Source organism: Adlercreutzia sp. (genome assembly GCF_056795635.1).
Genome location: NZ_JBQIIT010000042.1, coordinates 5632 through 7881 on the forward strand (window position 1 = coordinate 5632; position 2250 = coordinate 7881).

3 protein-coding genes are annotated in these 2250 nt (G+C 61.8%); all 3 read right to left on the minus strand.

What is annotated here, in order from left to right; all coding sequences use genetic code 11:
* Positions 1-39 precede the first annotated feature (39 nt).
* Complete coding sequence (locus tag ACTOXK_RS11700) at positions 40-702, minus strand: potassium channel family protein (protein WP_016310264.1); 663 nt, start codon at positions 700-702, stop codon at positions 40-42.
* A 54-nt stretch (positions 703-756) separates the two neighbouring features.
* Positions 757-1527: a hypothetical protein gene (locus ACTOXK_RS11705; protein ID WP_022926650.1), complete on the minus strand. Its 771-nt coding sequence runs from the start codon at positions 1525-1527 to the stop codon at positions 757-759.
* Between the two features lie 285 nt (positions 1528-1812).
* The coding region (locus ACTOXK_RS11710) for a transporter associated domain-containing protein (protein WP_482279970.1) at positions 1813-2250 on the minus strand (438 nt) is incomplete at its 5' end.

The following is a 2250-nucleotide window of genomic DNA, read 5'->3' on the forward strand; positions in this document are numbered from 1 at the left end:
CTTTCCGCCGCCGGCAATGACGATGTACATAGATCCTCCCTAATCCAGAATGTAGCGCGAGAACTGCGTGATAACGTCATGGCGCACGCAGGCGAGAATGGAGTCGCCCGCATAGAGCAGCGAATCGACCGTGGGAATGGACGAGGCCGACCCGTCCGCGCGCTCAAAGGCGATGATGCGCACCTCGTGGTCGCGCTCTAGCTCGGACACGCGGATGGTGCGGGCGTTATCGCGGCTCGACAGATCCAACGTAAAGCGAAGCACCTCGAACTCGCCGAAAGTGTCGATATGCGAGCCATGGCCCGAAACAATCTTGCTGAACACGTCTTCGGCCACAAGCGACGTGCCGCACACGTAGTCGATACCGAGCTGCATGTAGGCGCGCTCGTGGTCGGGGTTGTACAGGCGCGAGATGACGTGGGGCACGCCGAACAGGTGGTTGGCCACCTCTGCGCACATGAGGTTCGCGTTGTCGAACTGGGTCACCGCGGCCAGCACGTCGCAATCCTCGACGCCGGCGCGCAGCAGCACGTCCTCGTCGAAGCCGACGCCCTGAATGGTGCTCCCGTTGAAGTTGCGTCCCAGGTTGGAGAACGCCTCGGCGTTCTTGTCGACCACGCAGACGTTGCTGCCATTGTCCGAGAGCATGTTCGCCAGCTGCGAGCCCACACGCCCGCATCCTACGACAATGACGTTGCTCATGATCGCGTTTCCTCCTGTATATAAGAAAATGGCCGAAGCCATTTTCTCATTCTTTTAGATCAGTTGCATCTGGCCGAGCGTATCTCTATACCAGTTGTCATAATTTGGCGGGCAGTAGCGCTGCGCATAGGAGTAGCTGATGGTGAAGCCGTAACCGCGAGCCAAGCCAGCCACATGGGCGCGAATGGCCGTGTCCCAATCGGGCCAGTTCGTCTGATCCCACCCCCAGGCATTGTGGGCCTTGAAGCACACGCGGCCCTGGGTGGACTCCGTATTGGAGATAGCTGGCGACCAGCGGGGGTCGATGCCCGCATCCCATGCCGCCTCGGCAAAGGTGGAGCCGTGACCCGCAAGGGGGCTGCCGGCCAGGTAGTTGTCGATGCGCTCGGCCCATTCCGCGATGAATGCCTCGCGACCGACGGAGAAATCCACATCGCCGGCGGGCAAGCCGCCAAACGTGGCATAGTACTCGGAACGGGCGGCGTCGGCGCGGGCGATGGCACGCTCCTCGGCGCGACGGGCCTCTTCCTCGGCGGCGACGCGGGCAGCCTCCTCCTCGGCGGCAATCTCCTCAACACCGGCGCTCACGTCGCGGGATGACGCCGTGGACAGCGAGGCCCCGGCGGCAACGTCCTCGACGGCGAGCACCTCTGCATCGGATTTGTCGTCAACCGTCTCGGGGGACACGCCGGCGCGAGCTTTATCCTCGGCGCTCTGATGCTCCAAGCCGAACGTAGCGGCCGTCGCGTCGTTGGAACCGGCAGATGCCCAGTCGAAGTTGACGAAGCCCACCGCGAAGACGGAGAGCACGCACGCAGCAGCCATCGTGAGCACGACGACCTTTCCGCGAGATTTTCTCCGTTGCGTAACCACATACATCCTTTCACGACAGCACAAAACAAGCCGCACAAGCGGCAGCAGCGTGTTGGATTAGGGTGGATGATTTGCTGCAAAAAGTCAGGGCTATGCTGTTTTTGACTCGGCTATTTTACCCTAGTTGGCCCCAACGGCAAAAACGGCGGCAACCGACGTTCACGTTTTGTTCGCTTGACAAATACCAGCTGAAATATTCCCGCAGGTGGCATTGGAAGCCCGTGAGCATATTGGCTGTCAGTCAGTTGAGGAGGCCTCTCCACAACTCGATTCTCCGTCGGCAATCTTGCGCACCCGAATGACCGAGATGCGGCTGCGGCGCATCTTCTCCACTTTGAAGGAGAAGCCGTCCACGACGAACTCGTCGCCCACCTTCGGCACGAAGTCCAGAGTGTGGATGAGCCATCCGGCCACGGTCTCGTAGTCGTCGGACTCCTCCATGGGCCAGCCCAGCTCCACGGCGTCTTCCACGGGGAAGCGCCCGTCGCAGCGCCATTGGTCGGGACCGACGGCGCTTACGAGCTCGCGGTCGCGGTCGGTCTCGTCCACGATCTCGCCGATGATCTCCTCCACGATGTCTTCCATGGTGATGAGGCCGTCGGTGCCGCCGTACTCGTCCACCACGATGGCCATTTGCATGCGGGCCTCCTGCAGCTCGGAGAGCAGGGCCAGCAC